Annotated in this window: 23 protein-coding genes and 3 tRNA genes; 5 read left to right on the top strand and 21 right to left on the bottom strand. The window is 62.7% G+C overall.

What is annotated here, in order from left to right; all coding sequences use genetic code 11:
• Positions 1 to 92: 92 nt before the first annotated feature.
• From lon to ACTYOL_RS09250, 10 genes are all read right to left on the bottom strand, one after another.
• The gene (gene lon, locus ACTYOL_RS09295) at positions 93 to 2489 is read right to left on the bottom strand and encodes an endopeptidase La (protein ID WP_054892388.1); all 2397 of its coding nucleotides are present in this window, start codon (positions 2487 to 2489) and stop codon (positions 93 to 95) included.
• A gap of 156 nt (positions 2490 to 2645) precedes the next feature.
• Complete coding sequence (gene clpX, locus ACTYOL_RS09290; RefSeq protein ID WP_065861265.1) at positions 2646 to 3929, bottom strand: ATP-dependent Clp protease ATP-binding subunit ClpX; 1284 nt, start codon at positions 3927 to 3929, stop codon at positions 2646 to 2648.
• A 108-nt stretch (positions 3930 to 4037) separates the two neighbouring features.
• On the bottom strand, positions 4038 to 4679 hold the full coding sequence (gene clpP, locus ACTYOL_RS09285; RefSeq protein WP_029613529.1) for an ATP-dependent Clp endopeptidase proteolytic subunit ClpP: 642 nt from the start codon (positions 4677 to 4679) through the stop codon (positions 4038 to 4040).
• 91 nt (positions 4680 to 4770) lie between these two features.
• Positions 4771 to 6084 (bottom strand): trigger factor, encoded by a 1314-nt coding sequence (gene tig, locus ACTYOL_RS09280; RefSeq protein ID WP_054892390.1) that lies wholly within the window; start codon positions 6082 to 6084, stop codon positions 4771 to 4773.
• 243 nt (positions 6085 to 6327) lie between these two features.
• Positions 6328 to 6627 (bottom strand): DUF6388 family protein, encoded by a 300-nt coding sequence (locus tag ACTYOL_RS09275; RefSeq protein ID WP_112897882.1) that lies wholly within the window; start codon positions 6625 to 6627, stop codon positions 6328 to 6330.
• 88 nt (positions 6628 to 6715) lie between these two features.
• Positions 6716 to 7546, bottom strand: a complete 831-nt coding sequence (locus ACTYOL_RS09270; protein WP_200603236.1) for an alpha/beta hydrolase — start codon at positions 7544 to 7546, stop codon at positions 6716 to 6718.
• A gap of 5 nt (positions 7547 to 7551) precedes the next feature.
• Entirely contained in the window at positions 7552 to 8331 is a 780-nt protein-coding gene (locus tag ACTYOL_RS09265) for a class I SAM-dependent methyltransferase (protein ID WP_153772947.1), read from the bottom strand.
• Between the two features lie 266 nt (positions 8332 to 8597).
• A tRNA-Leu gene (locus ACTYOL_RS09260) sits at positions 8598 to 8682 on the bottom strand.
• A 57-nt stretch (positions 8683 to 8739) separates the two neighbouring features.
• Positions 8740 to 8815 (bottom strand) — tRNA-His (locus ACTYOL_RS09255).
• Between the two features lie 46 nt (positions 8816 to 8861).
• A tRNA-Arg gene (locus tag ACTYOL_RS09250) sits at positions 8862 to 8938 on the bottom strand.
• A 288-nt stretch (positions 8939 to 9226) separates the two neighbouring features.
• Between ACTYOL_RS09250 and folD the strand changes: the two genes are divergently transcribed.
• Positions 9227 to 10081 carry a bifunctional methylenetetrahydrofolate dehydrogenase/methenyltetrahydrofolate cyclohydrolase FolD gene (gene folD / locus ACTYOL_RS09245; protein ID WP_054892394.1) on the top strand — a complete coding sequence of 285 codons (855 nt, stop codon included), beginning with the start codon at positions 9227 to 9229 and terminating at the stop codon, positions 10079 to 10081.
• 129 nt (positions 10082 to 10210) lie between these two features.
• Here folD and ACTYOL_RS09240 read toward each other — a convergent pair whose 3' ends face one another.
• From ACTYOL_RS09240 to ACTYOL_RS09215, 6 genes are read right to left on the bottom strand one after another with little or no spacing between them, the layout of a single operon-like run.
• Entirely contained in the window at positions 10211 to 11950 is a 1740-nt protein-coding gene (locus ACTYOL_RS09240; protein WP_054892395.1) for an ABC transporter substrate-binding protein, read from the bottom strand.
• A 36-nt stretch (positions 11951 to 11986) separates the two neighbouring features.
• On the bottom strand, positions 11987 to 12259 hold the full coding sequence (locus ACTYOL_RS09235) for a DUF2160 domain-containing protein (protein WP_054892396.1): 273 nt from the start codon (positions 12257 to 12259) through the stop codon (positions 11987 to 11989).
• 12 nt (positions 12260 to 12271) lie between these two features.
• A complete protein-coding gene (locus ACTYOL_RS09230; RefSeq protein ID WP_054892397.1) occupies positions 12272 to 13072 on the bottom strand; it encodes a carbohydrate ABC transporter permease in 801 nt (266 codons plus the stop codon).
• A gap of 3 nt (positions 13073 to 13075) precedes the next feature.
• Positions 13076 to 13939 carry a carbohydrate ABC transporter permease gene (locus ACTYOL_RS09225; RefSeq protein WP_054892398.1) on the bottom strand — a complete coding sequence of 288 codons (864 nt, stop codon included), beginning with the start codon at positions 13937 to 13939 and terminating at the stop codon, positions 13076 to 13078.
• Positions 13936 to 15033 (bottom strand): ABC transporter ATP-binding protein, encoded by a 1098-nt coding sequence (locus tag ACTYOL_RS09220; protein WP_153772946.1) that lies wholly within the window; start codon positions 15031 to 15033, stop codon positions 13936 to 13938. Before ACTYOL_RS09220 ends, ACTYOL_RS09225 begins: the two co-directional genes overlap by 4 nt.
• Entirely contained in the window at positions 15033 to 16127 is a 1095-nt protein-coding gene (locus ACTYOL_RS09215; protein WP_054892400.1) for an ABC transporter ATP-binding protein, read from the bottom strand. The genes ACTYOL_RS09220 and ACTYOL_RS09215 overlap by 1 nt, the downstream gene beginning before the upstream one ends.
• Positions 16128 to 16350: 223 nt before the next feature.
• Here ACTYOL_RS09215 and ACTYOL_RS09210 point away from each other — a divergent pair, with 223 nt between their 5' ends.
• The 3 genes from ACTYOL_RS09210 (at position 16351) to ACTYOL_RS09200 (ending at position 20235) form a co-directional block, all read left to right on the top strand.
• A complete protein-coding gene (locus tag ACTYOL_RS09210; protein WP_444757811.1) occupies positions 16351 to 18114 on the top strand; it encodes a sigma-54-dependent Fis family transcriptional regulator in 1764 nt (587 codons plus the stop codon).
• A 137-nt stretch (positions 18115 to 18251) separates the two neighbouring features.
• The gene (gene ctlX, locus ACTYOL_RS09205; protein ID WP_125930347.1) at positions 18252 to 19169 is read left to right on the top strand and encodes a citrulline utilization hydrolase CtlX; all 918 of its coding nucleotides are present in this window, start codon (positions 18252 to 18254) and stop codon (positions 19167 to 19169) included.
• Between the two features lie 19 nt (positions 19170 to 19188).
• Positions 19189 to 20235, top strand: a complete 1047-nt coding sequence (locus ACTYOL_RS09200; protein ID WP_444757810.1) for an ornithine cyclodeaminase — start codon at positions 19189 to 19191, stop codon at positions 20233 to 20235.
• A gap of 40 nt (positions 20236 to 20275) precedes the next feature.
• Here ACTYOL_RS09200 and ACTYOL_RS09195 read toward each other — a convergent pair whose 3' ends face one another.
• The 5 genes from ACTYOL_RS09195 to ACTYOL_RS09175 form a co-directional block, all read right to left on the bottom strand.
• On the bottom strand, positions 20276 to 21676 hold the full coding sequence (locus ACTYOL_RS09195; RefSeq protein ID WP_200603231.1) for an aspartate aminotransferase family protein: 1401 nt from the start codon (positions 21674 to 21676) through the stop codon (positions 20276 to 20278).
• A gap of 167 nt (positions 21677 to 21843) precedes the next feature.
• Complete coding sequence (locus ACTYOL_RS09190; protein WP_054892405.1) at positions 21844 to 23169, bottom strand: ATP-binding protein; 1326 nt, start codon at positions 23167 to 23169, stop codon at positions 21844 to 21846.
• Complete coding sequence (locus ACTYOL_RS09185; RefSeq protein ID WP_054892406.1) at positions 23166 to 23849, bottom strand: response regulator; 684 nt, start codon at positions 23847 to 23849, stop codon at positions 23166 to 23168. Before ACTYOL_RS09185 ends, ACTYOL_RS09190 begins: the two co-directional genes overlap by 4 nt.
• A gap of 99 nt (positions 23850 to 23948) precedes the next feature.
• The gene (locus ACTYOL_RS09180) at positions 23949 to 24752 is read right to left on the bottom strand and encodes an MOSC domain-containing protein (RefSeq protein WP_063544082.1); all 804 of its coding nucleotides are present in this window, start codon (positions 24750 to 24752) and stop codon (positions 23949 to 23951) included.
• A gap of 63 nt (positions 24753 to 24815) precedes the next feature.
• The gene (locus ACTYOL_RS09175; RefSeq protein WP_063544080.1) at positions 24816 to 25751 is read right to left on the bottom strand and encodes a chemotaxis protein CheV; all 936 of its coding nucleotides are present in this window, start codon (positions 25749 to 25751) and stop codon (positions 24816 to 24818) included.
• Positions 25752 to 26105: 354 nt separating this feature from the next.
• Here ACTYOL_RS09175 and ACTYOL_RS09170 point away from each other — a divergent pair, with 354 nt between their 5' ends.
• Positions 26106 to 26624, top strand: coding sequence for a histidine kinase (locus tag ACTYOL_RS09170; RefSeq protein ID WP_444758138.1), 519 nt, complete (start codon positions 26106 to 26108; stop codon positions 26622 to 26624).
• Positions 26625 to 26835: the final 211 nt, after the last annotated feature.

Raw genomic sequence — 26835 nt, 5'->3', positions numbered from 1 at the left:
ACGATCATTGGGTGGCCTGTTGACACTGGCGTGCCGCTTTATAGCAAGGGCCCGAAAAAGCTGTCAACCGAAGGCCCCCAATGAGATACGAACTAGTGCGTGCTAATTCTTTCCTTAGCATCGCTGTCGCGCTTCTCTTCTTTCGCGACAATCTCCGGAGCCACATCTGGCAAGGGCTCCGGGGCGTATTGCAGCGCAATTTGCAGGACCTCGTCAATCCATTTAACCGGTTTGATTTGCAGATCCTGTTTTATATTTTCAGGAATCTCCTTCAGGTCACGCACATTTTCCTCGGGAATGATGACTGTCTTGATCCCGCCGCGGTGCGCCGCAAGCAGTTTTTCCTTCAGCCCGCCGATGGCAAGCACCTGACCGCGCAGGGTGATTTCACCGGTCATCGCCACGTCGGCACGCACCGGAATCTGGGTCAGCGCCGAGACCAGTGCAGTGCACATGCCGATACCGGCACTCGGGCCATCCTTCGGCGTGGCGCCCTCAGGCATGTGGATGTGCACGTCGTGCTTCTCGTGGAAATCGGCAGCGATACCCAGGCTGCGGGCGCGGCTGCGTACCACGGTCTGTGCGGCAGTGATCGATTCGACCATGACATCGCCGAGCGAGCCGGTCTTGATCAACTGCCCCTTGCCAGGAATCACGACCGCCTCGATGGTCAGCAGCTCACCGCCGACCTGGGTCCAGGCAAGGCCTGTGACCTGGCCGATCTGGTCCTGGGTTTCGGCCAGACCATAACGGAACTTGCGCACACCCAGCAGGTGTTCGAGCTGGTCGCCGGTGACCTTGACCTTCACCTGCTTGTTGCCGGCATGCTCCTTGACCACCTTGCGGCAGACCTTGGCAATCTGGCGCTCCAGACCACGCACACCGGCTTCTCGAGTGTAGTAGCGGATGATGTCGCGGATCGCGGCGACGTCGACCTCCAGCTCTTCCTTCTTGAGGCCGTTGGCCTTGACCTGCTTGGGCACCAGGTACTTGACCGCAATGTTGACCTTCTCGTCCTCGGTGTAGCCCGGCAGACGAATGATCTCCATCCGGTCCAGCAACGCTGGCGGAATGTTCATCGAGTTGGAGGTGCACAGGAACATCACGTCCGAGAGGTCGTAGTCGACTTCCAGGTAGTGATCGTTGAAGTTGTGATTCTGCTCCGGGTCGAGCACCTCGAGCAGTGCCGAGGCCGGATCGCCGCGCATGTCGCTGCCCATCTTGTCGATCTCGTCGAGCAGGAACAGCGGGTTGCGCACCCCGACCTTGGTCATCTTCTGAATCAGGCGACCCGGCATAGAGCCGATGTAGGTACGGCGGTGACCACGGATCTCGGCCTCGTCACGCACACCACCCAAGGCCATGCGCACGAACTTGCGATTGGTGGCAGCGGCGATCGACTCGGCCAGCGATGTCTTGCCCACGCCGGGCGGCCCGACGAGGCACAGGACGGGGCCACGGATCTTTTTCACGCGCTTCTGGACCGCGAGGTACTCGAGAATACGCTCCTTCACCTCTTCCAGGCCGTAGTGGTCCGAATCGAGGATCTCTTCGGCCTTGGCCAGATCCAGACGCACCTTGCTCTGGGCTTTCCAGGGCACCTGCACCAGCCAGTCGAGGTAAGAGCGCACCACCGTGGCCTCGGCGGACATCGGCGACATCTGCTTGAGCTTGTTCAGCTCGGCCTGGGCCTTGGTGAGGGCATCCTTGGGCAGGCCAGCAGCATCGATACGCTTTTTCAGCTCCTCGACTTCGTTGTGGCCTTCGTCGCCGTCGCCGAGCTCCTTCTGAATGGCCTTCATCTGCTCATTCAGGTAGTACTCGCGCTGGCTGCGCTCCATCTGCTTCTTGACCCGGCCACGGATGCGCTTCTCGACCTGCAGCAAGTCGATTTCCGCGTCCAGCAGCGCCAGTACGTGCTCGACACGGGCAGACAGGTCGATGATCTCGAGGATTTCCTGCTTCTGCTCGATCTTCAGCGCCATGTGTGCGGCCATGGTATCGACCAGGCGCCCCGGCTCTTCGATGCTGTTGAGCGAGGACAGCACTTCGGCAGGCACTTTCTTGCCCAGCTGAACGTACTGCTCGAACTGCGACAGCAGGCTGCGCACGAACACTTCGGACTCGCGCTCGGCCGCCTCGACCTCGTCGATCAGGCTGACTTCGGCGCGAACGTGGCCTTCGACCTCGGTGAAGCGCTCGACCGCACCGCGCTGCTCGCCTTCGACCAGCACCTTGACGGTGCCATCAGGCAGCTTGAGCAGTTGCAGGACGGTAGCGATGGTGCCGACGCGATACAGGGCATCTTCGCCCGGATCATCGTCGGCTGGATTCTTCTGGGCCAGCAGGAGGATCTGCTTTTCGCCCGTCATTGCGGCCTCTAGGGCTTCGATGGACTTCTCGCGTCCCACGAACAGCGGGATAACCATGTGCGGATAGACGACGACATCGCGCAATGGCAAAAGAGGCAAGTCGAGGGTGGTCTTCATGATTTCGCCTCTACAGCGGCCTTGTGGCCGGAAACCGGTGGAAATAGTGCTTGGAGCTAATGTGGGGGCAGGTCCGCAAAAATACAAGCGCTGGCGCCAGAAAAGCAGAAAGGGGCCCGCGGGCCCCTTTCTGCTTCAACGTATCAGGCGTGCGACTCAGGCGTCAGGCACGGCCTTGGCTTGCGGCTCGTTGTTCTCGTAGATCAGCAGCGGCTGCGAAGTACCGTCGATGACGCTCTCGTCGATCACCACCTTGCTGACATCCTTCTGCGAAGGAATCTCGTACATGGTGTCGAGCAGCACGCCTTCGAGGATCGAACGCAGGCCACGGGCGCCGGTCTTGCGCTCCAGGGCCTTGCGAGCAACGGCCTTGAGCGCGTCGCTGCGGAACTCGAGGTCCACGCTTTCCATCTCGAACAGCCTGGCGTATTGCTTGGTCAGGGCGTTCTTCGGCTCGGTGAGAATCTGCATCAACGCCGCTTCGTCCAGCTCGTCGAGCGTGGCCAGAACCGGCAAGCGACCGACGAATTCCGGAATCAGGCCAAACTTGACCAGATCGTCCGGCTCGACTTCGCGCAGCGACTCACCCACCTTCTTGCCTTCCTGCTTGCTGCGCACTTCCGCGCCGAAACCGATACCACCTTTGGTGGAGCGGTTCTGGATGACCTTCTCGAGACCCGAGAATGCGCCACCGCAGATGAACAGGATGTTACGCGTGTCGACCTGCAGGAACTCCTGCTGCGGGTGCTTGCGGCCACCCTGGGGCGGCACGGAAGCCACGGTGCCCTCGATCAGCTTCAGCAATGCCTGCTGCACGCCCTCGCCCGAGACGTCACGGGTGATGGACGGGTTGTCCGACTTGCGCGAGATCTTGTCGATCTCGTCGATGTAGACAATGCCCATCTGGGCCTTTTCCACATCGTAGTCGCACTTCTGCAACAGCTTCTGAATGATGTTCTCGACGTCTTCACCCACATAACCGGCTTCGGTCAGGGTGGTGGCGTCGGCAATGGTGAACGGCACGTTCAACAGGCGCGCGAGGGTTTCGGCGAGCAGGGTCTTGCCCGAGCCGGTAGGCCCGATCAGGAGGATGTTGCTCTTGCCGAGTTCGACCTCGTCGCCCTTCTTGTCACGCTGGTTCAGGCGCTTGTAGTGGTTGTACACCGCTACGGCAAGCACCTTCTTGGCGCGCTCCTGACCAATGACGTACTGGTCCAGGATACCGCTGATTTCTTTCGGCGAAGGTAATTTGTGCGCGTTGCTCTCGGCCTGGGCTTCCTGCACCTCCTCTCGGATGATGTCGTTGCACAGGTCGACGCACTCGTCGCAGATAAATACCGAGGGCCCGGCAATCAATTTGCGCACTTCGTGCTGGCTTTTGCCGCAGAAGGAGCAATAGAGCAATTTGCCGTTGTCCTCGCCGTTACGGGTGTCAGTCATTCGATCGATCCAATCCGGTAGGCTTGCAACACAAGATGAAGGCAATTGCGGGCTTTTTCAAGTCCGCAGGCGGGCCCTTTCGGCGCCCGCCCGCTCTGGCGCCTGGGCTCAGGATACCAGTTGCCGCTTGTCGTAGACCGAGTCGACCAGGCCGTACTCGGCCGCGCGCGAGGCGCTCATGAAGTTGTCACGCTCGGTGTCGCGCTTGATGGTCTCGAGGTCCTGGCCGGTGTGGAAGGCCAGCAGCTCGTTCAGGCGCGCCTTGATGCTGAGGATTTCCTGGGCATGGATCTCGATGTCGGTCGCCTGGCCCTGGAAGCCGCCCAGCGGCTGGTGAATCATCACGCGCGAGTTCGGCAGGCAGTGACGCTTGCCTGCCGCACCGGCTGCCAGCAGGAAGGCGCCCATGCTGCAGGCCTGGCCGATGCAGATGGTGGAGACGTCCGGCTTGATGAATTGCATGGTGTCGTAGATCGACATGCCTGCGGTGACCGAGCCACCCGGCGAGTTGATGTACAGATGGATATCCTTGTCCGGGTTTTCCGCTTCAAGGAACAGCAGCTGCGCCACAACCAGGTTGGCCATGTAGTCCTCTACAGGACCCACCAGGAAGATCACACGCTCCTTCAACAGGCGCGAGTAGATGTCGTAGGCACGTTCGCCACGGGCGGACTGCTCGATAACCATCGGGACCAGACCGCCTGCGGCCTGGATGTCAGAGCTCTGCTGAATATAAGAATTGCGGGACATGTCCTGCACTCACTCCCAAATAGTCATGGCTTTAATAACGCACAAGCCAGCCCGAAGGCTGGCTTGTGGGGTTTCCTACGAGAGTAGCAAATCACTCAGCTTCGGCAGGAGCCTGTGCTGGCTTGACAGCCTCTTCGTACGAGACCGACTTGTCGGTCACAGTCGCTTTCTGCAGGACAGTATCTACAACTTGCTCTTCCAGCACAACCGAACGGACTTCGTTCAGTTGCTGGTCGTTCTTGTAGTACCAGTTGATGACCTGCTCAGGCTCCTGGTAAGCGGAAGCCATTTCCTCGATCATCTCGCGAACCTTGGCATCGTCCGGCTTCAGCTCGAACTGCTTGACCACCTCGGCGACGATCAGGCCCAGGACCACACGGCGCTTGGCTTGCTCTTCGAACAGCTCGGCCGGCAGTTGCTCAGGCTTGATGTTGCCACCGAACTGCTGGACAGCCTGCACGCGCAGACGGTTGACTTCGTTTTCCAGCAGGGCTTTCGGCACGTCTACCGGGTTGGCGGCCAGCAGACCGTCCATGACCTGGTTCTTGACCTTGGCCTTGATGGCCTGGCGCAGTTCGCGCTCCATGTTCTTGCGAACCTCGGTGCGGAAGCCTTCCAGGGTGGATTCCTTGATGCCGAACTGGGCGAAGAAGGCTTCGTTCAGCTCTGGCAGCACAGGTGCGGAAACGCTGTTGACAGTGATGGTGAACTCGGCGGCCTTGTTGGCCAGATCCAGGTTCTGGTAGTCCTCGGGGAAGGTCACGTTGACGACGCGCTCTTCACCGGCCTTGGCGCCAACCAGGCCATCTTCGAAGCCCGGGATCATGCGGCCGGAACCCAGTACCAGCTGGGTGCCCTTGGCCGAACCACCGGCGAAGGCCTCACCGTCGATCTTGCCGACGAAGTCGATGTTGACCTGGTCGTCTTTCTCGGCAGCGCGCTCGACGGCTTCGAAACGGACGTTCTGCTTGCGCAGCACTTCCAGCATGTTGTCCAGGTCGGCGTCAGCGACGTCGGCGCTCAGGCGCTCGACGTTGATCGACTCGAAGCCGGCAACGGTGAATTCAGGGAAGACTTCGAAGACGGCGACGAACTCGAGGTCCTTGCCTTTCTCGAACGACTTAGGCTCGACAGCCGGGGCGCCAGCCGGGTTCAGCTTCTGCTCGACCACGGCTTCATAGAAGGAGGCCTGGACCAGGTCACCGAAGGCTTCCTGGCGGGCAGCGTCTTCGTAACGCTGACGGATAACGCTCATTGGCACCTTGCCTGGACGGAAGCCCGGGACCTTGGCGCGACGGGCAGTCTGTTGCAGACGCTTGTTGACTTCGTTCTCGACGCGCTCGGCCGGAACGGCGATGGTCATGCGGCGCTCGAGAGCGGAAGTGTTTTCAACAGAAACTTGCATGGATATTCCTCGTTGCACAGACGTTAGCCGGCGATAGCCCGACTCCAGAATCAAGGGCGAATATTCTAGTGACTCACGCACCAGAAGTCACCCCACTCGGGACGACGGACAACCACGCCGGTCGATTTCGTTTACAGGCCGGCGCAAAAACGCGCCAGGCCTCGTTACTCAAGGGCTGCGCGCCATCTTTGAGGCGCATGCCGAAAAAACCTGTCAAACAGTTACAACTGCAGAATCGGCCCGTTACTGCGGGTCGATTTCATTGAACTGACAATATTCTTCCCAAGACATGCCCAGCGCCTCGGCCACCTCGCGGTGAGTCTCCAGGCGCATGGCCTGCAATTGCTCCGGGTTTTCGGCAATCAACTGCAAGGCCAGCTCCCAGGGCTCGATACCCTGCTCCTGAGCCGCATCCTCGAACGCCCACTCGACCTGCTGGGCCTGCTCGCGCGCGTCAAGCTCGCGGATCTCCTCGAGCAATTGCGGGTTGGCTTCGCGAAAGCGCTGCAGCGCCAACGCCTGGCGCGCTTCTTTGGCAATCATCGATATTTCCCCTGCCGGTCACCGACCGGTGTTTCAACCGGCTGAAATCTATCAGCTTTTATAGCGTTGCCACCAGAGGGCAAGCCCCTCAATCCTTCCGCTCGACAGGTGCACACGCCAGCGACCGCTGCCGCCAGCTCGGCCAGGCCTGTTGCCAACCCCGCTCATGCGTCACACCCGACAGGGAAACCAGTTCGAGGCAAGGCGCCTCTCCCAACTGCCGAGCATAAAACGCCGCAACGCCAGCAGGCATCTGGCGATCCTCGGCACCCAGCAAATGGCGCTGGGGAATACGCGCCAGGCGTTCCCGATACTGTAAAGGCTCGAGCGAACCTTCCAGCGGCGTCAGCTCAAGCATTCGCGCCCATTCGGCCGGACTCAGATTGCCGGCAAGGGTCTGGACCTGCCACACATCCTCACGCCGACCCGCCAGCAACAAGGCAAGCGCTCCGCCGCCGGAGTAGCCCACCAGCTCGAAGCCCTGATTGCCATAACGCGACTTCACGTCATCGAGCGCCCGACCAAGAGCGCCCAGCACCTCAGGGGAGAAGCGCCGACTGGTCCACAGCGCCGGCGTGCATCCAGGGACGCTGACGAACTGACAGGGCCTGGCCATATATAAGGAAGGTGTCGGATCCTGCATCGCCAGGTCGACCACCAGAGTCTGCCGCGGCGTAGGATCCAGACTCGGCTGCGAGGGCGTGACCCAGGCATGGCCATCACCCTCCAGATAAACCCGCAGCACGTTGGCTGCGGGCATCCGCGCGGGCGCCACGATCAGCAGTGGAAAGCTTCCCAGCGCCAGCACCTGTACCTCACGACCGTACTCGGCAGCCCTGTGCTCCAGCGCTTCGCGCGGCGACTGGCACGCAGCGAGCACAAGAGCACCCACAACAGCCAGTACACCCCTGCCCCACATCGAAATCAGACGAAGCTGAGGTTGTGACGCTGCGCGCCATAGACCACGCGTGCAGCGGTGATCAGTTGGTGAGGGATCTCGACGTAAGGAACGTCGGAGTTGCTCAGCGCCATGTCGAACAGCTGCACCAGCACGGAATTGCGGCGCACCAGGATCACATCAGACCAATCGGTATTGGTCATCGCCACCGGAATGAAGTCCGAACGCTTCATGAAGCTGCCGAGCGCTTCGAGCACGCCCAGGTTCTGCTTGGTGCCATTGGCACTGAAGCAGCAGTCGTTGAGCATCATGATGCCGTCCGGACCAAGCATTTCCTGGTAATACATCATGTCGCGCAGGACGTACTCGTACTGGTGGTTGGCATCCACGTAGACGAAATCGAACTGCTCGATGCCGGTCCGCTCGCGGATCCTGTCGATCGCACCGATGGTGTCGGAGCGAATCACCGTGACCTCGGGCATATCGAGGAACTTGGACACGCACTCTTCGTACAAGCGGTCCCAGGTCGCGTCATCGTGCAGCGAGCCACCATAGTAGTACTCGTAGTCCTCCACCGGAGAGACCCAGGGCGGCAACTGATCGAATGGACTGTAAGCCTTGTTCGACTCCTTGCTCCAGCTGTCGGCCAGCACCATGCGTTCTGGCGTCAGGGCTGCGCGCAGCTTGAGGGCGTTCTCGCCGCGCAGCACGCCAAGCTCGGCAACCACCGGGCGTTTTTCCAGCGCATTGAAGACCGCGCCAACCACGTAATACAGACTATCCCTATGCGTGCTGCAGACTTTCATGTTCGTTCCTTTTATTCGCGGAATCGCATCAACGCCAAACGCCAAGCAAGAATCCGACCAGCCGCCAACACCGAGGCACAACCCGCATGAACACTGGACTGGGAGGTGATGCCGAATGATGAACAGAAAAAATCCCGCCAGCGAACTGACACGAATGCGCCAGAATTCCGCTGCCCTGGGAATTTGCTGCAGAAATGAAAAATGCCGCACAAGGCGGCATTTTCAGGAGGTTTTCATGCGTTTGAGCGCGCATTGAAAACAGAAGATGGTGCGGACGAAGAGACTCGAACTCTTACAGCTTGCGCCGCTGGAACCTAAATCCAGTGTGTCTACCAATTTCACCACGTCCGCGTGATGCGCTTAAAACAAAGGCGCCTGATTATACAATCAAGGCGCCTTCGAAGAATATGGGGTGGACGATGGGAATCGAACCCACGACAACTGGAATCACAATCCAGCGCTCTACCAACTGAGCTACGCCCACCATATTGCGGTGTTACGTTACCTACTTGCTTGCCTAAGCTGCCTTATGGCGCACCCGGCAGGACTCGAACCTGCGACCATCCGCTTAGAAGGCGGATGCTCTATCCAGCTGAGCTACGGGCGCATATTCAATCTGCTTTCCATTACGATTGCAAATCAATTTTCAGCCTTACCGAACGAGCTAGCAAATCCGCTCATTCTGCCTGACTTTGCTAACCAGTGCTAGGTTGTGCCCGACAAGTGCGACGAATGTTATAGACGAGCCGAAAGGTCGTCAACACTTTTTTCAAAAAAATTTAAATTATTTAAGGGGTTAGGGGATTTGCCCGACCACGCGCCTTTGCCCTCGGCCCGGCTCGTGCGAGAATGCGCCCTCTTTATTGTTCCCTTCTCGATGGTTAATCACGCGTCTATGACTGCACACCTTATAGATGGCAAGGCGATCGCCGCCAACCTGCGCAAGCAGATCGCCCAACGTGTCGCCGAGCGCCGCCAGCAAGGCCTGCGCACGCCAGGCCTGGCGGTGATCCTGGTCGGCACCGACCCGGCCTCCCAAGTCTACGTTTCGCACAAGCGCAAGGACTGTGAGGAAGTCGGCTTCATCTCCCAGGCGTTCGACCTGCCCAGCGACACCACGCAGCAAGCCCTGACCGAGCTGATCGACCGTCTCAACGACGACCCGGCCGTCGATGGCATCCTGCTGCAACTGCCGCTGCCAGCGCATCTGGACGCTTCGCTGCTGCTCGAGCGCATTCGTCCGGACAAGGACGTCGATGGTTTCCACCCCTACAACATCGGTCGCCTGGCCCAGCGCATCCCGCTGCTGCGCCCATGCACCCCGAAGGGCATCATCACCCTGCTGGAGAGCACCGGGCAAGACCTGTACGGCATGAACGCGGTGATCGTCGGCGCCTCCAACATCGTCGGTCGCCCGATGGCCATGGAACTGCTGCTGGCCGGTTGCACCGTCACCGTCTGCCACCGCTTCACCAAGGACCTGGCCGGCCACGTCGGCCGCGCCGATCTGCTGGTGGTAGCGGCCGGCAAACCGGGCCTGGTCAAGGGTGAGTGGGTCAAGGAAGGCGCCATCGTCATCGACGTGGGCATCAACCGCCAGGAAGACGGCAAGCTGGTGGGCGATGTGGTCTACGAGACCGCCCTGCCCCGCGCCGGCTGGATCACGCCGGTTCCCGGTGGCGTCGGGCCCATGACCCGTGCGTGCCTGCTGGAGAACACCCTGTATGCGGCTGAAGAACTGCACAAGTAATCGTTCTCGGCACACAGCAATGAAAAACGGCACCCCAAGGGTGCCGTTTTTCATCAAGCGGTGAATCTACCGACGCTATTGCGGGAGCGCAGGGCTGCCTGCGTAGAGGTCAGTACGCTCGGCAACTGATCACTTGCGCGCCTCCTCCCACGACTTGAGCAGCTCGTTGTAGCTGACCGTCTCGCCCTTGGGCTTTTCGTTGGCCAGCTTCGGTTTCGGCGCACCTGGCTGGTCGAACCAGTACTGCGCATCACGCTCTGGGTTGAGCTTGGGCGCACAGGTGGCCTGGGCATTGGAACGCTGCAGCCGCTCCATCATGCGGTCCTGGTCACGGGCCAGGCCGTCGAGGGCCTCCTGCGGGGTCTTCTCGCCACTGGCCACCTCGGCGATATGACTCCACCACAGCTGCGCCAGGCGCGGATAGTCAGGCACGTTGGTGCCGGTCGGGGTCCACTGCACCCGTGCCGGGCTGCGATAGAACTCCACCAGCCCACCCAGCTTGGGCGCCATCTCGGTCATGGCCTGGGAGTTGATGTCCGATTCGCGGATCGGCGTCAGACCGACGATGGTCTTCTTCAGCGACACGGTTTTCGAGGTCACGAACTGCGCGTACAGCCATGCCGCGAGACGCTGCTTTTCCGGGGTGGACTTGAAGAAGGTCCAGGAACCGGTGTCCTGGTAACCCAATTTCATACCCTCCTCCCAATACGGCCCCTTCGGCGACGGCGCCATGCGCCACTTCGGCGTGCCATCGGCGTTGACCACCGGCAACCCGGGCTTGACCATATCGGCGGTGAAGGCGGTGTACCAGAAGATCTGCTGGGCGATATTGCCCTGGGCCGGCACCGGGCCTGACTCGGAGAAGGTCATGCCCTGCGCTTCCTTCGGCGCATAGGCGCGCATCCAGTCCACGTACTTCTGCGTCGCGAACACCGCTGCCGGGCCGTTGGTATCGCCACCACGGGTGACGCTGGAGCCAACGGGGTGGCAGTCCTCGACGCGAATGCCCCACTCGTCCACCGGCAAGCCATTGGGCAGGCCCTTGTCGCCGCCGCCGGCCATGGAGAACCAGGCATCAGTGAAACGCCAGCCGAGCGAGGGATCTTTCTTGCCGTAGTCCATATGGCCGTAGACACGCTTGCCATCGATCTCCTTGACGTCCTCGGTGAAGAACTTGGCAATGTCTTCATAGGCCGACCAGTTCACTGGCACGCCCAGCTCGTAGCCGTACTTTTCCTTGAACTTGGCCTTCAGGTCAGGGCGTTCGAACCAGTCGGCGCGGAACCAGTAAAGGTTGGCGAACTGCTGGTCAGGCAACTGGTAGACCTTGCCGTCTGGCGCGGTGGTGAAGGAAATGCCGATAAAGTCTTTCAGGTCGAGCGTAGGCGAGGTGTAGTCCTTGCCTTCGTTGGCCATCAGGTCAGTGATCGACTGCACCTTGCCATAGCGAAAGTGCGTGCCGATCAGGTCGGAATCGTTGACCCAGCCGTCGTAGATGTTCTTGTCCGACTGCATCTGCGTCTGCAGCTTCTCCACCACATCGCCTTCCTGCAACAGGTCGTGGGTGAGCTGGATGCCGGTGATCTCGCTGAATGCCTTGGCCAGGACCTTGGATTCATACTCATGGGTGGTGAGGGTTTCCGACACCACGTTGATCTTCATCCCACGAAACGGTTCGGCGGCCTTGATGAACCACTTGAGCTCCGCCATCTGCTGCTCGGCACTCAAGGTGGAGGGCTTGAACTCGCTGCCGATCCATTTTTTCGCCGCGTCCTCGTACTGATCGGCCCACGCCGTGCCCTGCAGGCCGCCGAGCAGCAGCGCCGCGGCCAGAGTCAAATGTCGCCGCTTGTTGTCGTTATCGAACATTGTGATCTCCCGATTGAAATGATCCGCCGCCCCGGGCTAACCCCAGCGCAGCACCACCACGAGCCAGGCCAGCGACAGCAGCGAGGCCACCCACAGCGGCCAGTCGCTGGCGCCGATCACCGCAAGGTGCAGGTAGGCACTGGCCAGCAGGCCGATGAACAACCGATCGCCACGGCTGGTGACGAGCGGCAGGAAACCGCGCCGCTCCACGCAGGGGCGACGCAGCTCGAACACTGTCATGCACGACAGCAGCACACCGACGGCGACAAAGAACAGCGCCGTGGGCAAGGTCCAGGCCATCCACTCCATCGTTGCGCCCTCCTATACCCGACCCAGGGCAAAGCCCTTGGCCACATGGTTGCGGACAAACCAGATCACCAGCATGCCAGGCAGGATGGTCAGCACCCCGGCCGCAGCCAACACCCCCCAGTCGATACCCGAGGCCGACACGGTACGGGTCATCACCGCCGCGATCGGCTTGGCGCTCACCGATGTCAGGGTGCGCGCCAGCAGCAGCTCGACCCACGAGAACATGAAGCAGAAGAAGGCCGTCACGCCGATCCCGGAGCCAATCAGCGGTATGAAGATCTTCACGAAGAAGCGCGGGAAGCTGTAACCATCGATGTAGGCGGTTTCATCGATCTCTTTCGGCACCCCCGACATGAAACCCTCCAGGATCCATACCGCCAGTGGCACGTTGAACAAGCAGTGGGCCAGGGCCACGGCAATGTGGGTATCGAACAGGCCGATGGACGAATACAGCTGGAAGAACGGCAGCAGGAACACCGCCGGTGGCGCCATGCGGTTGGTCAGCAGCCAGAAGAACAAATGGCGATCACCGAGAAAGCGATAGCGCGAGAAGGCATACGCGGCCGGCAAGGCCACCGCCAGTGAGATCACCGTATTCAGGCACACGTAGTACAGCGAGTTGAGGTAGCCGCTGTACCAGCTCGGGTCGGTGAAAATGACGCGATAGTTGTCAAAGGTGAACGCCTGCGGCCACAGGGTCAGCCCGCCCAGGATCTCGGTGTTGCTCTTGAACGACATGTTCAACAGCCAGTAGATCGGCACCAGCAGGAAGAAGAAGTACAGCAGCAGCGGCACCGCTTTGCGCAAGGTCATGGCCTAATCCTTGTCGGCGTGGGTCATGGCGGTATAGAACAGCCACGACACCAGCAGGATGATCAGGAAGTACACCAGCGAGAACGCCGCCGCCGGCCCCAGGTCGAACTGCCCTACCGCCATGCGCGTGAGGGTCTGGCTGAGGAACGTGGTGGCATTGCCCGGCCCGCCACCGGTGAGCACGAAAGGCTCGGTATAGATCATGAAGCTGTCCATGAAGCGCAGCATCACCGCGATCAACAGCACGCTCTTGAGCTTTGGCAGCTGGATATGGCGAAACACCGCCCAACCCGAGGCGCGGTCGATGCGTGCAGCCTGGTAGTACACGTCGGGAATGGCGCGCAAACCCGAGTAGCACAGCAGTGCCACCAGCGAGGTCCAGTGCCAGACATCCATCACCAGCACGGTGACCCAGGCATCCAGCGGATCGCCCGCATAGTTGTAGCTGACCCCAAGCTTGGCCAGGGTGGCGCCAAGCAGCCCGATATCGGCGCGGCCGAAGATCTGCCAGATGGTGCCGACCACGTTCCACGGGATGAGCAGCGGAATGGCCATGATGATCAGGCACACAGAGGCCATGCGCCCCTTGGTCGGCATGGTCAGGGCAATGGCGATCCCCAGCGGGATCTCGATCAGCAGCACGCAGCCTGAATAGATGAACTGACGCAGCAGTGCATCGTGCAGCGCGGGGTCGCGCAACACCTGGCGGTACCAGTCGGCGCCAACGAAATAGCGGTTGGAGGCGTCGAAGATGTCCTGCACCGAGTAATTGACCACCGTCATCATCGGCACCACGGCGCTGAAGGCCACCAGCAGGAACACCGGCAGCACCAGCCACCAGGCCTTGTTGTTCGGCACCTTGTTCATGGCGTGGCCTCCAGCAGCAGGTCATCGGCATAGAGCATCAGCCATTGCGCTGGCAGGCTGACCCACGCGCGCCCTTCAGGCAGGGGACGGTCCTCACCCATGCGAGCCTTGAGGGTGACGCCAGCCAGCTCCAGGGTGAGGATGCGGTAGGTGCCCAGGTCTTCTATATCCAGGACCTGAGCCTCGAAGGCATCATCGATCGGACGGTCCCAGACCTGCACGAACTCCGGGCGAATCCCTACCTGCAAGCGCTCGCGCGGTTGCTCGGCGAGGCGCTCGCGCAGGCCATCCGGCAATGGCAGGTGCAGACCGCCGAAACTCACGCCATCGGCTTCGGCACGCACTTCGATCAGATTCATCCCGGGGCTGCCAATGAAGTAGCCCACGAAGGTATGGCGCGGGCGCTCGAACAATTCGCGCGGGGTGCCGAACTGGACAATGCGCCCACCGTGCATCACCGCGATCTTGTCAGCGAAGGTCGATGCCTCCAGTTGATCGTGGGTGACATAGATCATGGTGATGTTGAACTGCTCGTGAATCTGCTTGAGCTTGCGCCGCAGCTTCCACTTCAAGTGCGGGTCGATCACCGTCAGCGGCTCGTCGAAAAGGATCGCCGACACATCGTCGCGCACCAGGCCGCGGCCCATCGAAACCTTCTGCTTTTCGTCGGCGCTCAGGTTGCGCGCCTTTTTCTTCAGCACCGGCCCCAGGTCGAGCACCTCGGCGATCTCTTCGACGCGCGCCCTCACCCGCTGCTCATCCAGGCCCTGGTTACGCAGAGGGAAGGCCAGGTTGTCGAACACGCTCATGGTGTCGTACACCACCGGGAACTGGAACACCTGGGCAATGTTGCGCTGCTGCGGCGACAGCGCATTGACCGGCTGACCGTCGAACTGCACCTCCCCCTGGGACGGACTGAGCAGGCCGGAAATGATGTTGAGCAAGGTCGACTTGCCGCAGCCGGACGGTCCGAGCAAGGCGTAGGCCCCGCCCTGCTCCCAGACATGCTCGAGTTCGTGCAAGGCATAGTCGCCAGCGCCGGAGGGCTGGCGGCTGTAGCTGTGGGCCAGGCGATGCAAGCGGATCTCGGCCATCAGCGGCGCCTCCCCTGACGCAGGCCGGGGGCCTGTACCAGTTGACCGGTGCTGTCGAAGACGAACAGCTTGTGGGTGGGGATGAACACCGGGACCTGGGTGTCCACCTGATATTCGTGCACCCCCGGCAGATGCAGGATCATCCGCCAGTGCTCGTTGCGCACATGCAGGAAGGTCTCCGAACCGCTGATTTCAGCCAGCTCGACCAGCACGGTCAGCTCGAGGTCGTCGTCATGGGAGGGCACCAGGGTGATGTGACTGGGGCGCACACCGAAGCGGTAGTCGCCATCGGCCAGGGCGCGCAGATCATCGGTACGGGCGAAGTGCACGGCGCCGGCCAGGCTCACCTCGTTGCCCGCGACCCGGCCGCTGACCAGGTTGATCGGCGGCTCCGAGAACAGCTCGGCAGCCAGCACGTTGCAAGGCTTGTGGTAGACCTCGGCGGTCGGGCCGCTCTGCAGCAGCCGGCCTTCGTGGAGGATGGTGGTGGTGCCACCCAGGGCCAAGGCTTCGTTCGGTTCGGTGGTGGCGTACACGGCGATGCAGTTGCGTTCGGCGAACAGCGCGCGCAACTCCTGGCGCAGCCCTTCACGCAGCTTGTAGTCGAGGTTGACCAGCGGCTCGTCGAAGAGGATCAGCGAAGCGTCCTTGACCAGCGCGCGAGCCATTGCCGTGCGCTGCTGCTGGCCACCGGAGAGCTCCAGCGGCAAGCGCTGCAGGTAGGCTTCGATACGCAACATCTCGGCGGTCTGGCGCACCCGCTGGCGAATCTGCGCCTCTGGCAGGCGCGCCTGGCGCAGCGGTGAGGCGATGTTCTCGAACACGCTGAGGGTGGGGTAATTGATGAACTGCTGATAGACCATCGACACATTGCGTTCACGCACCGGGCGCCCGGTAACGTCCTCGCCGTCCATCAGCACCCGCCCGCTGTCCGGCCGATCCAGGCCGGCCATCAGGCGCATCAGGCTGGTCTTGCCAGACAAGGTACGACCAAGCAACACGTTGAACGAGCCCGGCTCGAAACGCAGACTGGCCTCGGCGATCCAGGCCTGGTTATCGACGTGGCGGCTGACCTGCTCCAGCACCAGGGTCATGGCGTAGCCTTCTTGTGATTGTTGTCCGCCGAACGGAGCCAGAACCGTGCCAGAAACCGCCGAACGCTCTGGCACCGGCTCCACGCAGCAGCGCTCTGTTCGCCTGCGAACACAAATGAACAGTTTCGCTGGACAGTTGAACAACCACGGCATTGACAATGAACAGTTGTGAACGACACTCAAGGGCGGTCGTCGACAACAACAATCACACAGGGACAGGCCCATGGCCGCTGATACCCCGACCCACGCCCACCTGATCCAGGCCTCCTGGGCCCGCTGCCGCGAATACGGCCTGCAACCGCACAGCGCGCCGGATTTCGACTGCCTGACCGGCGCGCAACTGAGCGAACTGCTCGAGCACCGCCAGGCCCTGCTGCAACTGACCCGCGACGCCGTGCTGCCGCAGTACACACACCTGCTGGGCAATTCCAGCTACCTGGTGATGCTCGCCGACGCCGGAGGCTGCCTGCTCGACGCCTGGGGCACGCGGCGCTTCGTCGAACCGCGCCAGCAGCACGGTTTCACACCCGGTGCACACTGGCAGGAGCGCGGCGTGGGCACCAACGCGCTGGGCACGGCATTGGCCTGCGGTGAGGCCATCCACGTAGGCCAGGACGAACACTTCCTGAGTCAGAACCGCTACATGGCCAGCGCCGCCGCGCCCCTGTTCGATGCCGAGCGCCGCCTGGTGGGCGTACTGGATGTCTCAAGCGATGGCTACCTGCCCGTCGCCCAGACCCTCGGCCTGGTGCGCATGATGGGCCAGAGCCTGGAGAACCGCCTGATCCTCGCCGCCCACGGCGACCGGCATGGGCAACTGGTGTTCAATACCGCGCCCGACAACCTCGACAGCCCCTGGGCCGGCTTGCTGCTGTTCGACGAACGTGGCCGGGTGCTGGCAGCCAATCATCGCGCAGACAGCCTGCTGGGCCAGGATCCGCGGCAATGCACACTCGAACAGCTGTTCCAGACCTCGCTCAAACAGATCCTCGCCCACCCTCAGGAGAGCGCCTTCGCCCTGCAAGTCGCCGGTCGCCACCGTTTCCACTGCCAGTGGCGCGCACCGCATCAACCCATGCGCAGCACACCGCCAAGCAGCGACCCGCGCGTGAGCAAGGCGCTGGCCCAGGCCGGCCTGCTGCTGGAAAAGGATATTCCGGTGCTGATCCAGGGCGAGACGGGCGTCGGCAAGGAGGTCTTCGTCAATGCCCTGCATCAGGCCAGCAGCCGCGTCGGCCAGCCGTTGATCGCGGTGAACTGCGCGGCGATCCCGGCAGAACTGGTGGAGTCGGAACTGTTCGGCTACGAGAAAGGCGCCTTCACCGGTGCCCACCACAAAGGCAACACCGGGCTGATCCGCAAGGCTGACGGCGGCATCCTGTTTCTCGACGAAATTGGCGACATGCCCCTTCCAACCCAGGCCCGACTGTTGCGTGTGCTGCAGTCGCGCTGCATACAGCCGCTGGGCAGTGGTGAGTCGGTGGCGGTGAACATTCGCGTGGTCTCGGCGAGCAACCTCGACCTGGCTGCCGAAGTCCGCGCCGGGCGTTTTCGCCAGGACCTCTACTACCGCATCGCCGGGCTGGCACTGGTACTGCCCCCGTTGCGCGAGCGCAGCGATCGGCGGGCACTGATCGAGCAGGTGCACGCACGTTACCGCGAACCCGGACAGGTACAACGCTTGTCGCCAGGGATGCTGGCGCTGCTCGAGCAGCATCCCTGGCCGGGAAACCTGCGCGAGCTGGTGACCGTGATGCAGGTGGCCCTGGCGTTGGCGGGGCCTGATGCCATCGGCGAAGAGCACCTGCCAGCGGCGTTCCTGGTGGAAGCTTCGGCCCCCCTGCCTGCACCCGAACGGGCCGACACCGGGCAAGACCTCAATACGCTGCTGCGCGAAGCCAACGGTAATCTTTCCTCAGTGGCGCGGGCGCTGGGGATCAGCCGTACGACACTGTACAAGCGGCTGCGCTCGACGGCCGCAGGCTGAGCCAGGGCAGCGCAGCCGATTCCGCTGCAACGCCCACCATTTCAGCTGGAGCCGCTGCCCGTCACCTGCCGTTCAGCAGGCTTTTCCTACTTCCGCACCGGAAAATGGACACACAGCCACCTGTGGATGCGTGCCCAATGCAAACAACAAATACCGTCCTCATGATTCGCCCGGCGCGGTTCGCCTTCAACCCCGACACCGCCCTGACCAACCGCTTCCAGAGCGCACCGCTGGACCCTGACGCCGCCAGCAGCAAAGCCCTCGAGGAGTTCGACGGCTATGTGCAGACCCTGCGCCAGCACGGCGTCGAGGTTCTGGTGGTGCAGGACACGCCCGAACCGCACACACCCGATTCGATCTTCCCCAACAACTGGTGGAGCAGCCATGCCGATGGCAGCCTGGTGCTCTACCCGATGGAAGGTCACAACCGTCGCCTGGAGCGCGAAAAGGGTGTGCTGCAAGTGATCGAGGAACGCTTCGCCATCGAACGCACCATCGACCTGAGCCCACTGGAACAGCAGAATCTGTTCCTCGAAGGCACTGGCAGCATGGTTCTGGATCGCGAGCACCGTATCAGCTACGCCTGCCATTCCGGCCGCACCCACGAACAGGCGCTGCGCCAGTTCGCCGAACGCCTCGGCTACCGCCTGTGCCTGTTCCACGCCCTCGATCGCCAGCAGGCACCGATCTACCACAGCAACGTGATGATGAATGTCGGCCGCACCCTGGCTGTGGCCTGCCTTGACGCCCTGCCCCACGCCGACGAACGCCGCACCCTCGAACACTCCCTGCGCGACACCGGCAAGGAGGTCCTGGCTTTGGGTTTCGACCAGTTGGAGGGCTTCGCCGGCAACATGCTCGAAGTGCACGACCGCAGCGGCCGCTCGCTGCTGGTGATGTCGCGCAACGCCTGGCGCTCGCTGGACGCCAGCCAACGCCGCCAGGTCGAGCGCCACAGTCATCCGCTGGTGGTCGATATCGACCACATCGAACGCATTGGCGGGGGCAGCGCACGCTGCATGCTCGCCGAAGTCCACCTTCCCTCGCGCCACTGAGCCCCCAAAGGAGCACTCCATGACTCGCTATATCGACGTGCAAGACCTCGCCCGCCTGGTCAACCGCAAGGGTCTGCCCACCTGCCTGGCGGAGATGGCTGAATACATTCGTGACGACTACCTGCGCTGGCACGACTTCGAAAAGTGCCCGCGCCTGGCCAACCACTCGCCCGATGGCGTGATCGAACTGATGCCGGTGTCCGACGCCAGCCTGTACGCCTTCAAGTACGTCAACGGCCACCCGAAGAACACCCACAACGGGCTGCTCACCGTAATGGCGTTCGGTGCGCTGGGCGATGTCGGCACCGGCGCCCCAGTGCTGCTCAGCGAAATGACCCTGACCACCGCTATTCGCACCGCCGCCACCTCGGCCCTGGCCGCAGGCTACCTGGCACGCAAGGACAGCCGAAGCATGGCGCTGATCGGCAACGGTTCGCAAAGCGAGTTCCAGGCCATCGCCTTCCACACCCTGCTGGGCATCGAAGAGATCCGCCTGTTCGACATCGACCGCGCCGCCTCGCAGAAACTCGCGGCCAACCTGGCCGGCTACCCCAAGCTCAAGCTGATCATCGCAGCATCCGTGGCCGATGCGGTACGCGGTGCCGACATCGTCACCACGGTCACTGCCGACAAGGCCTATGCCACCATTCTCACCCCCGAAATGATCGAACCGGGCATGCACCTCAACGCCGTGGGCGGCGACTGCCCGGGCAAGACCGAACTGCACCGCGAGATCGTCGAGCGCGCACGGGTGATCGTCGAGTACGAACCGCAGAGCCGCATCGAGGGTGAAATCCAGCAGATGCCGGCGGATTCGCCGACCACAGAATTCTGGCAGGTGGTCGAAGGGATCGCTGCCGGTCGCGAGAACGCCGCGCAGGTGACCCTGTTCGATTCGGTGGGCTTTGCCCTGGAGGACTACTCGGCGCTGCGCTATGTGCTGGATGTGGCCAAGGCGCTGGATATCGGCCACGACATTGCCCTGGTGCCCGAGCTCGAGAACCCGAAGGACCTGTTCGCCCTGCTGCAACCAAAAGCCGCGGCGCGTAAGGCCAGCGCAGCATAAAAAAGCGGGGGCTGTAGTGCGCAGCCCCCGCAGGCCTGGATCAGTCGCCGGCCACTGCAGCCTGGACGGCACGGGCGAAGCGGTCGGCCACTTCGTCGATCTGCTCGGCGCTGATGATCAGCGGCGGCAGGAAACGCACTACCGCGCCATGCCGGCCGCCCAGTTCAAGAATCAGGCCGCGCTTGAGGCACTCGCGCTGAACCTTCGGTGCCAGGCTGCGTGAGGCCGCCGGGTGGCCGAGGGCATCCAGCGCACCGTCCGGATCGATCAACTCGACCCCCAGCATCAAGCCTCGACCGCGAATATCGCCCAGGTGCGGGTAGTCACGCTGCAGGTGCTGCAGATGGCCGCGCAGGCGCTGGCCCATGGCGGCGGCGTGTTCGTCCAGGCGATGCTCCACCAGGTAATTGATCACCGCCGACCCTGCGGCCATGGCCATCTGGTTGCCACGGAAGGTCCCGGCGTGAGCCCCGGGCGCCCAGGTGTCGAGCCACTCACGGTAGACCACTACCGCCAGCGGCAGGCTGCCGCCAATGGCTTTGGACAGGGTCACCACGTCCGGCACGATGCCCGCATGCTCGAAGGCGAACATACGCCCGGTGCGGGCGAAGCCGCTCTGGATCTCGTCGACGATCAGCGCCACCCCAGCCTGCTCGGTGATACGGCGCACACCGCGCAGCCACTCGATATCGGCCGGAATCACACCGCCCTCGCCCTGCACCACCTCGAGAATCACCGCCGCCGGCAGCTGTACCCCGGCCTCCGGGTCGAGCAGCAGGTTTTCCAGGTAATGCAGGTTGGCACGCACCCCCGCCTCGCCGCCCAAACCGAACGGGCAGCGGTAGTCATAGGGATAGGGCATGAACTGCACGCCGCTGTTGAGCAGTGCACCCAGGGGCTTTTTCGGCCCCAGGCTGCCCATCAGGCTCAGGGCGCCCTGGGTCATCCCGTGGTACGCCCCCTGGAAAGCCAGCACCGTGCTGCGCCCGGTGGCGGTACGCACCAGCTTCAACGCAGCTTCCACCGCATCGGTGCCAGTCGGCCCGCAGAACTGGATCTTCGCCTCGCGACGCAATGCCTCGGGCAGTACCGCAAACAGGTCCTGAACGAAGCGATCCTTGACCGGCGTGGTCAGGTCGAGGGTGTGCAGCGGCAGCTCATCGGCCAGCACGCGCTGGATCGCTTCGACCACAACCGGGTGATTGTGCCCCAGCGCCAGGGTACCGGCACCGGCCAGGCAGTCGATGAACTGACGGCCTTCGACGTCCTCGACATGGATGCCCCGGGCGCGCTTGAGCGCCAGCGGAATGCGACGTGGGTAGCTGCGGGCATTGGACTCCTGCTGCTGCTGGCGCAGCAGCAAGGCTGAATCCTCGAACTGGTACAGAGATTCCGGCGCAACAGCCGGCAGTGCCTGGGCAAGGCTGGAAGCGGTAGACATCGGCGAACCCTCGCAAGCAAGTAGGAATGCCCGCCACGTCCCTGTAACCGGATGTGTGTCGGGAAGTCATCGCTTGGGAGACGCTTGAGTAGGGTGTGGATTTAGCAGATTTTGGGGCCAAGGTGGCTTTTCGCAGAGGCGTCCGCGAAAGCCACGTTGACCGATGATCAGGCCCGAGCCTCCCGCGCAGGCACCTGCAGCCAGACCCGCAGCCCGTCACTGCGACTGTCGAAACGCAAGCTGCCCGCGCAGCGCTGGACGATCGCCTGGACAATCGCCAATCCCAGCCCACTGCCGACACTCTTGCTGTTGCGCCAGAAACGCTCGGTCAGGTGCTTGAGGTCCTCGTCGGCAATGCCCGGGCCATGATCGCGAACCAGGAAGCCCACCTGCCCATCGGCCATCTGCACCTCCAGCTCCACCGCCTCATTGCCACCATGGCGCAGGGCGTTGTCCAGCAGGTTGCGCAGCGCCGCCACCGCCAAGGGCGCGGGCATGCCCAGGTAGATGCGGGTGGCCTCTTCGGGCAGGCGCAGGACGATCCGCCGGTTGTCGCCGCCACCGGCGTCCTGCACCGCCTGGCGCGCGACTTGCTCGGCACTGCACAGCACGCCATCTTCGAACGACAGGCTACCCTCGACCCGGGCCAGCATCAGCAGTTGCTCCAAGGTCCGGTGCATGCGGTCGGCGCCCTGCTCGGCATGCTCCAGGGCCTGCTCGCGCACGCTTCCATCGGTCATGCGCGCCACTTGCAGGTGGGTCTTGATGGCGGTCAGAGGGCTGCGCAGTTCGTGCGCCGCATCATCGGTCAGGCGTCGCTCGCGCTCGATGGTCTGGGCGATCCGCAGGAACAGCTGGTTCTGGGTTTCCAGCAATGGCTGCAGCTCGCTGGGCATGCCCGCCACCTGCAAGGGTTCGACGCTGTCTGCTCGGCGCTTGCGCAGGGCATCGCGCATGCGGTTGAGCGGCTCCAGCCCCTTGCCCAGACCAATCCACAGCAGCCCCAGGCTGCCGAGCAAGGCCATCAGCACCGGTGCCGAAGCGGCCAGCAGGATTGACTGGTTGAGCGCCTCGCGTTCCTGATGGCGATCGGCCGTGGTGATCCGCACATCACCGTGGTTGTAGGTGAAGGTGCGCCATGAACTGCCATCGATCGTCTGGTCACGGAAGCCGCTGCGCTGATCGTCCATGCTGCCATCGTGCTTGTGGTTGCTGGCCAGGATCTCGCCGCGCAGGGAACTGACCTGGCAGGCCATGCCGTCCGGCACGCTGAACTGGTCGGCCGCAAAGTGCGCGTCCCGGCCCTTGGCCCCCAGCGGCTGCGGCAACTGGTCGACCAGGCCCGCCACCATCCGTGCCGAAGCCACCAGGCGCTGGTCGAGGGAGAACATCATCTGCTGACGCAGGTCGCGCAACATCCAGGCCGCGGCCAGGATCCAGATCAGGATGAAGGCACTGCCCAGGATCAGCGACAGACGAACCCGCAGGCTCATGGCGCGGTCTCCTGCGGGGCCTGCGCTGCACCCAGGCGATAGCCCAGCCCGCGTACGGTCTCGACGATACTGTTGCCAAGCTTGCGCCGCAGGTGGTGGATGTGAACGTTCAGGGCATTGCTCTCGACTTCATCGCTGAAGCCATAGACGCAATCCTTGAGCTGTTCGCTGGACAGCACGCGCCCGGGATTCTGCAGCAAGGCCTGAAGCAAGGCCTGCTCGCGTCGGGACAGATCGACCGCACGACCGGCCAGGGTCGCCTCACAACTGCTGGGGTTATAGACCAAGGGGCCGTGCTCGATGACATTCACGGCGCGCCCGGCCACGCGGCGCAGGAGCGTGTGCAGGCGCGCCGCCAGCTCGCGCAGGTCGAAAGGTTTGAGCAGGTAGTCGTCGGCGCCGGCCTGCAGGCCATCGACCCGGTCGGTGACCGCATCACGGGCCGTGAGCACCAGCACTGGCAGCACCTCGCCCTGCTGGCGCAGGCGCCGCAACAGCTTGAGGCCGTCTTCGTCGGGCAACCCCAGGTCGAGGATCATCACGTCGAACTGGGCCGCCTGGAGCAGTGCACGTGCCGCCGAGGCGCTGGCGACCCGATCGACGGTCAGGCCCTGGGCCGTGAGGCCGGCGCAGATGCCGCTGGCGATCAGGTCGTCGTCCTCGCAGAGCAGTACGTGCATGGGAAATCTCCGGGTAGGTGGATGCGCAGTGCAACAAAACGGGATTAAGCGCCGATTATGAACCTCACCCCGCGTTTCGTCGCCTGCGCCAGCCGTCGATTACTCGAGTACCTCGACCGGCATGCCGACTTCAAGTCGCCCGCTGCCATCGACCGCCAGGTTCTGCCCGAACAGTACGTCCCCTTCCCGCTCACGAAAGGTCTTGAGGGTGGTCAACGGCTCCCGGTCGCTACTGCGCTCACCCGTCTGTGGGTCGAGGGTCGTAAGGATGCAGCGCACACTGGGCTTGAGCACCCGCAGGGTCAGGTCGCCGATACGGATACGCTTCCAGCCGTCTTCGGCAAACGCCTCGGCGCCCTCGACCACCAGGTTGGGACGAAAACGCAGCATCTGCATCGGCCGGCCGATGCGCCGGTTGAGCTCATCGAGCGAGCCCTGGCCGATCAGTAATAAAGGAAAGCCGTCGGGGAAGGCCGCACGGTCACTGTTGAGCCCATAGCCGCTGGGCAGGTAGCGTGCTCGCTGCTGTGGACAGTGCACCAGGCGTACCGCCTTGCCGAGCATCTGACTGAGCCACGCAGCGGCCTCGTCGCCGGCATCGGGCACGCGCAAGGTGTCGCGCCAGATGGTCACCCCGCGCAGGTCGTCGTCGGCACCCGGCACCTTGACCGTCAGCGGCGCCTGCCCAGGGGTTTGCAGCAGCAGGCTTTCTTCATCGCCACCGGTGGCCGTGAGCCGTCCCAATTGTGGCCAGGCACGCTGGGTAAGGAAGCGCCCGGTGTCCTGCTCGACCACCATCCAGCGCCGGTCGCCCGACAGTCCCATGGCATCCACCGTAGACTCGCCCAGACTCTGCGCCTGGCAAGACTTCACCGGATACCGATACAACGCACTCAGAAACATCCCAGCCCGCCTTGTGCCAGTCAAAAAGCCAAGCTTATACCCACCACGGGGCGTGTGCAGGTATCAGACTGGCGCATGATCGAGCGACAGACGCTCGCGCACCACATCCACCAGGCGGTCCGGCTGGAACTTGGAGAGGAAGTTGTCGCAGCCGACCTTCTTCACCATCGACTCGTTGAAGCTGCCCGACAGCGACGTGTGCAGCACCACGTAAAGCCCGCGCAGACGCGGGTCATTGCGGATCTCGGTGGTCAGGCGGTAACCGTCCATCTCCGGCATTTCGGCATCGGTGAAGATCATCAGCAGTTTTTCGCAGACGTCCTCTCCGGCATCGGCCCAGCCCTTGAGCATGCGCAGCGCCTTCAGGCCATCACTGGCGATGTGCAGCTTCACACCCAGTTGCGACAAGGTGTCACGCAGTTGGGCCAGGGCCACGCTGGAGTCATCCACGAGCAGCACTTCACGACCGCGGGCACGGGCGAGCACCGGGTCTTCGAGCTTGTCGCGCGACACCTTGGCGCTGTAGGGCACGATCTCGGCCAGCACCTTCTCCACGTCGATGATCTCCACCAGTTTCTCGTCGACCTTGGTGATCGCGGTCAGGTAATGCTGGCGGCCGGCACTGGTAGGCGGTGGCATGATGGCTTCCCAGTTCATGTTGACGATGCGGTCGACGCCGCCCACCAGGAACGCCTGTACCGAGCGATTGTACTCGGTGACGATGATGGTGCTGTCCGGCCCTGGCTGCAGCGGGCGCATGCCGATCGCCTGGGACAGGTCGATCACCGGCAGCGTCTGGCCGCGCAGGTTGACCACGCCACAGACGAAGGTGTGGCGCTGCGGCATCAGGGTCAGCTTGGGCAGTTGCAGCACCTCCTGCACCTTGAACACGTTGATCGCGAACAGCTGTCGCCCCGCCAGGCGGAACATGAGGATTTCCAGGCGGTTCTCGCCTACCAATTGCGTGCGTTGATCTACCGTGTCGAGAATGCCAGCCATTGCGCAACCCCCTGGCTCTGAGCCGGAAAAAGTGGATACATCCGCCCTGTATCGGCACAATCCGCCGGAGCTTGACCCCTGCAGAAAAATGCCTGAACGGCGATTGATATCACTTTACCATCATGCTTTACTGCTGCCACATCCCTCCTCATCCGCCGCGCTGCGGACGTACCACTGCCTCTGAGACCTCATCAGGGAAACCCCTAGGAGCAATCGGGAGCAACCTGATATTCGCAATATCCATTAGCCATTAATGTGACGCCATTCTCACTGCATGAACGGAGTCAGGCTCTTGTCAGCGAACATCTCGGTGTGGCCAACCCCTGCTCCAACCCCGCACGTTGGAGTTTCATGATGGAGCGGGCGCTCTCGAACACAGCGATCCTGCAGGACTTCCTGCTGGATGCGCAGGTCCTGCTGAACGAGTCCCAGGAATGCCTGCAACACCTGGAGCTGATCAGCAATGACGCTGACGCCTGCCATTGCCTGAGCAAAGCCCTCGAGACACTCGCCCGTCGAGCAGACGCCTCGGGCGTACTCGAGATCGCCCACTACGCCTCGGCCCTGCACCGCCTGCTGGCGCCTGGCTGCACCAGCCGCAACCTGCCGCAGGGCGCGCTGCCGGCACTGGCCGACTGCCTGACACTGCTGGCCTGGCAACTGGAACTGGTCGATGAACGCACCGGACACCTGAACCTGGACAGCAGCGAGCAGCACCTGCTGCTGGTCACCCTGGCGGGTGTGCTGGATCAACCACTCCCGCAGGCCTGTACCCTGTGCGACGAAAACGAGCGCCACTGCGTGCACCCCCAGTTGCTCAATATGCCCATTGAGCCCAAGCACGCCTACGGCACATCAACTCGCAAAGACTAGGGGTCTGTCTGAAATGTGCAGACACATTTCAGACAGACCCCTAGTGATGTGGCCCCGCGTAACTCGTGTGACTGGGCGGCCCCAAACACATGGCCACTTGGCAAGTTTGTACAAGTTCTGTCTAGTTCCGCAGACTCGCCGCGTTAGTTGAGTTTGGAAGTTACTGCCTTCTCAAACGATAATGGCTTATTGCCACTTCTACAGGCATTGC

This window comes from Pseudomonas sp. A014, assembly GCF_052378495.1.
Taxonomy (GTDB): Bacteria; Pseudomonadota; Gammaproteobacteria; order Pseudomonadales; family Pseudomonadaceae; genus Aquipseudomonas; species Aquipseudomonas machongensis.
Note: the sequence above shows the minus strand (reverse complement) of the source record. Positions and strands in the feature narration are given on the sequence as shown.

What these genes read in the sequence shown, in the direction of transcription:
- ACTYOL_RS09270 (WP_200603236.1), bottom strand. Translation starts at nt 7,546, where the DNA reads ATGTGGGGCAGGGGTGTACTGGCTGTTGTGGGTGCTCTTGTGCTCGCT.
- clpP (WP_029613529.1), bottom strand. Translation starts at nt 4,679, where the DNA reads ATGTCCCGCAATTCTTATATTCAGCAGAGCTCTGACATCCAGGCCGCA.
- ACTYOL_RS09190 (WP_054892405.1), bottom strand. Translation starts at nt 23,169, where the DNA reads ATGAGCCTGCGGGTTCGTCTGTCGCTGATCCTGGGCAGTGCCTTCATC.
- ACTYOL_RS09235 (WP_054892396.1), bottom strand. Translation starts at nt 12,259, where the DNA reads ATGGAGTGGATGGCCTGGACCTTGCCCACGGCGCTGTTCTTTGTCGCC.
- ACTYOL_RS09210 (WP_444757811.1), top strand. Translation starts at nt 16,351, where the DNA reads ATGGCCGCTGATACCCCGACCCACGCCCACCTGATCCAGGCCTCCTGG.
- lon (WP_054892388.1), bottom strand. Translation starts at nt 2,489, where the DNA reads ATGAAGACCACCCTCGACTTGCCTCTTTTGCCATTGCGCGATGTCGTC.
- ctlX (WP_125930347.1), top strand. Translation starts at nt 18,252, where the DNA reads ATGCAAACAACAAATACCGTCCTCATGATTCGCCCGGCGCGGTTCGCC.
- folD (WP_054892394.1), top strand. Translation starts at nt 9,227, where the DNA reads ATGACTGCACACCTTATAGATGGCAAGGCGATCGCCGCCAACCTGCGC.
- clpX (WP_065861265.1), bottom strand. Translation starts at nt 3,929, where the DNA reads ATGACTGACACCCGTAACGGCGAGGACAACGGCAAATTGCTCTATTGC.
- ACTYOL_RS09200 (WP_444757810.1), top strand. Translation starts at nt 19,189, where the DNA reads ATGACTCGCTATATCGACGTGCAAGACCTCGCCCGCCTGGTCAACCGC.
- ACTYOL_RS09230 (WP_054892397.1), bottom strand. Translation starts at nt 13,072, where the DNA reads ATGACCTTGCGCAAAGCGGTGCCGCTGCTGCTGTACTTCTTCTTCCTG.
- ACTYOL_RS09240 (WP_054892395.1), bottom strand. Translation starts at nt 11,950, where the DNA reads ATGTTCGATAACGACAACAAGCGGCGACATTTGACTCTGGCCGCGGCG.
- ACTYOL_RS09225 (WP_054892398.1), bottom strand. Translation starts at nt 13,939, where the DNA reads ATGAACAAGGTGCCGAACAACAAGGCCTGGTGGCTGGTGCTGCCGGTG.
- ACTYOL_RS09175 (WP_063544080.1), bottom strand. Translation starts at nt 25,751, where the DNA reads ATGGCTGGCATTCTCGACACGGTAGATCAACGCACGCAATTGGTAGGC.
- ACTYOL_RS09180 (WP_063544082.1), bottom strand. Translation starts at nt 24,752, where the DNA reads ATGTTTCTGAGTGCGTTGTATCGGTATCCGGTGAAGTCTTGCCAGGCG.
- ACTYOL_RS09185 (WP_054892406.1), bottom strand. Translation starts at nt 23,849, where the DNA reads ATGCACGTACTGCTCTGCGAGGACGACGACCTGATCGCCAGCGGCATC.
- tig (WP_054892390.1), bottom strand. Translation starts at nt 6,084, where the DNA reads ATGCAAGTTTCTGTTGAAAACACTTCCGCTCTCGAGCGCCGCATGACC.
- ACTYOL_RS09170 (WP_444758138.1), top strand. Translation starts at nt 26,106, where the DNA reads ATGGAGCGGGCGCTCTCGAACACAGCGATCCTGCAGGACTTCCTGCTG.
- ACTYOL_RS09265 (WP_153772947.1), bottom strand. Translation starts at nt 8,331, where the DNA reads ATGAAAGTCTGCAGCACGCATAGGGATAGTCTGTATTACGTGGTTGGC.
- ACTYOL_RS09275 (WP_112897882.1), bottom strand. Translation starts at nt 6,627, where the DNA reads ATGATTGCCAAAGAAGCGCGCCAGGCGTTGGCGCTGCAGCGCTTTCGC.
- ACTYOL_RS09220 (WP_153772946.1), bottom strand. Translation starts at nt 15,033, where the DNA reads ATGGCCGAGATCCGCTTGCATCGCCTGGCCCACAGCTACAGCCGCCAG.
- ACTYOL_RS09195 (WP_200603231.1), bottom strand. Translation starts at nt 21,676, where the DNA reads ATGTCTACCGCTTCCAGCCTTGCCCAGGCACTGCCGGCTGTTGCGCCG.
- ACTYOL_RS09215 (WP_054892400.1), bottom strand. Translation starts at nt 16,127, where the DNA reads ATGACCCTGGTGCTGGAGCAGGTCAGCCGCCACGTCGATAACCAGGCC.